General features: G+C 59.8%; 3 protein-coding genes. All 3 read left to right on the top strand.

Annotated elements, in window-relative coordinates; all coding sequences use genetic code 11:
• Window positions 1–9: 9 nt before the first annotated feature.
• Entirely contained in the window at window positions 10–642 is a 633-nt protein-coding gene (locus tag AC33YF_RS13420; RefSeq protein WP_491777718.1) for an ROK family protein, read from the top strand.
• Window positions 642–2,561: a TRAP transporter permease gene (locus tag AC33YF_RS13415; RefSeq protein ID WP_491777717.1), complete on the top strand. Its 1,920-nt coding sequence runs from the start codon at window positions 642–644 to the stop codon at window positions 2,559–2,561. The genes AC33YF_RS13420 and AC33YF_RS13415 overlap by 1 nt, the downstream gene beginning before the upstream one ends.
• A gap of 24 nt (window positions 2,562–2,585) precedes the next feature.
• The coding region (locus AC33YF_RS13410) for a TAXI family TRAP transporter solute-binding subunit (protein WP_491777716.1) at window positions 2,586–3,134 on the top strand (549 nt) is incomplete at its 3' end.

Here is a 3,134-nt window from a genome sequence, read left to right as displayed (position 1 = left end):
GATATCGTCGTGGTTCGTTCTGCGACCAGTATCGGAGCGACCATCCTTCACCAAGGACGCATCATCCGAGGTCAAAGCAACCGCGCCGGACAGATTGGCCACTTGCGGCATCGTGCAACGAAATTGACTTGCTCGTGTGGCCGCAACGACTGTCTCAACTGTTCCGCTTCCGGCTGGGCGGTCCTGGTCCGGCAGGGAATTGCCGAGGGAAAGATCTACAATCCAACGCATGTCGAGCATTATGCCAGCGCGATCGAGGAGATGGTGGGCGGCATCGACCGCAGGGCTACTCCCGGTGCTCCCGGCGCGAAGCTTTCCCGGGATTTGCGTTCGGCCGGTGGCGCGCTTGCAGATGCCCTGCTGAAAATTGATCAGATGATCGATCCGGAGGCGATTGTGCTTGCCGGATCAATGCCGCGCATCCCCGACTATGTCGCCGGCATCGGCCGGCACCTCAACAAGCTCGGCAGCATTGGCCAGACCATACGCAACAAGATCCGGATCGGTGAGATCCGGGCGGTGCGGGCGGCCGCACTCCTAGTGCTCCTCGAGAAGGTCTATTCACCTCACCTCGACTTGGCAGCACTGCATGATGAGCCGCCGACCGACGACCGGTTGCGCATGCCGGTAGGGGGGCGCTGATGTCTCACTCCGTCGAGGAACAGCAGGCGACGCCAGATGACGGCCTTGCTATCGCTCGATTGGTGCGAATTGCAGCTGCCGTTTTGCTGGCCGGTTTCAGCCTCTACACCGCACTTTACGGTGTCATGTCCGACATGATCCAGCGCTCCATCCATCTGGGGCTGGTGCTGCTGATCATCTTTCTTGGTGCTCTGACATCGTCTTCGCTTAGCCCTGCGCGCAACACGTTGGAGCGGGTCGTTGCTGTCTGTCTCGCGGTTAGCGGATTGGTGGTGATGCTCTATCATGTCGTCTTCTTCGACGAGATTGCGTACCGGTTTGGAGAGTTGACGGGCCCCGAGTTCTATCTTGGCATTGCTGCAACGCTCATTTTGCTCGAGGCGACGCGCAGAGTTATTGGTTGGCCGATCGTGATCCTGGCCGTCGGTTTTCTGGCGTACGCTTACTTTGGCTATCTCTTGCCGGGCGAAGCCGGCCATCGCGGCTACGACGTCGAACGCATCATCTCGCAGCTCTACCTTGGCGGGGGCGGCATCTTCGGCACGCCGCTCGGCGTCAGTGCGACCTTCGTTATCCTTATCGTTCTGTTTGGTGCCGTCCTTGAGAATTCGGGCGCCGGCAAGGTGCTGATGGATATTGCCACGTCCCTGACGGGGCGGTCGCGCGGCGGGCCCGCAAAAGCGGCCGTGGTCGGGTCGAGCCTGATGGGCATGATTTCCGGTACCGCCGTTGCCAATGTCCTCACGACCGGAACGATCTCGATACCGCTTATGAAGCGCGCGGGGTATCGTCCCCAGGTCGCGGGCGCGATCGAAGCGGTGGCGTCGACCGGAGGCCAACTTATGCCACCCGTCATGGGGGCCGCCGCATTCCTCATGGCGGATCTTACGGGTATCTCATACTTCGAGATTGCTCAGGCCGCGATTCTCCCGGCCCTACTTTACTACGTCGTGTTGTTTGCTGTCGTTCATCTTGAAGCGCTCAAACGCAACATTCCGATCGTTGAAACCGACTCGTTGCCGTCGCTTGCGACCACGTTTCTACAGGGCGGGCATCTGCTGTTGTCGCTTCCGATTTTTGTTTACATGCTCTTTGCCGGCTACTCGGTCATGTACGCATCGTTCTGGGCCCTGATTGCCGCAGTCTGCCTCAGCTACGTTCGGCCACAGACCTGGCTGACGCCCGCCAAACTGCTCCGCACCATCGAAAGCGGCGTCGAGGCTATTCTGCCGGTGGCGGCCGCGTGCGCAACAGCGGGCATCATCATCGGGGTGATCACGCTGACAGGTCTCGGGCTCAAGTTTTCCTCTCTCGTCATATCGCTGTCGGGCGGTAACTTGTTCCTCGCGCTCCTCCTCACCATGGCCGCGTCACTGATTCTGGGGATGGGACTGCCAACGGCGGCGGCATATATCCTTGTCGCCACACTCGCGGCGCCCGCACTCGAGGAACTCGGGGTGAACAAGCTCGCCGCTCATCTCTTCGTGTTCTATTCCGCAATGTTGTCGTCTATCACGCCGCCCGTGGCGCTTGCCGCCTACGCGGCGGCCGGGCTCGCGCGTGCCAATCCGTTTCATATCGCGGTTGTCGCCTGTCAGTTCGGTGTAGTCGCATTCATCGTGCCGTATTTCTTCGCGTACAGCCCGGCCTTGCTCGGCGTAAACGCGAGCGTCTCAACAATTTTGCTCGCCGTCCTGACGTCGATCGTTGGCGCCCTTTGCCTGGCGGTCGCTGTCCAGGGCTGGCTGTTTCGCAAGGCCAGCATCATTGAACGGTTAGGCTACGGCGCCATTGCCTGGCTGATGCTCGACCCGAATTGGAAGACAGACATCATCGGTTTTACACTTTTGGCCGCACTGGTTGCTTACCAGGCGATGCTCAAAAAAAGCGAGCCAATAGAGAACTCGCAAGAAACATAAATCCAAAGGAACAGGAGGAAAGCCATGACACGAATACGGTCTACTTTTTGGGTGGCAGCGTTTGGTGCCAGTCTCGTCACAGCCACGTCGGTGCTTGCGGCCGATGTGCGTCTCTCCGTCGGGTCCTGCCCGGTCGGATGTACCGCTTATACGTGGTCGGCCGGCATCGCCGATGCGATCAACAAGTCCGTCAAAGGCGTCAAGGTGACTGCGGAAGAGACCAAGGGATATGTCGCCAACATCAAGCTGATGCAGAAAGGGCAGCTTGAAATCGCTATGGCAACGTCACTTTCGTCCTACCAGGCGTGGGCCGCGACGGGCCCCTATAAAGGCTCCGAGAAGGGCTTAATCCTGAGCTGGATGTCGATTGCGCCGGTCGCGATGCATGTCATTACGCTTGAGGGTGGGCCGGTCAATTCGCTCGGTGACCTCAAGGGCAAACGCGTCGGCATGGGCCAGCCCGGCGGCGTTTCTATGCTCGATGCGGACGCCATGATGGAGACGCTGGGCCTTGAACCAGACAAGGACTTCAAGCCCTTCCGCATTCGCCTCGGCAACATGGTCGACGGGCTC

The sequence above is a fragment of the Methyloceanibacter sp. genome, assembly GCF_058506495.1.
This window is presented reverse-complemented; position numbering and strand designations above follow the sequence as displayed.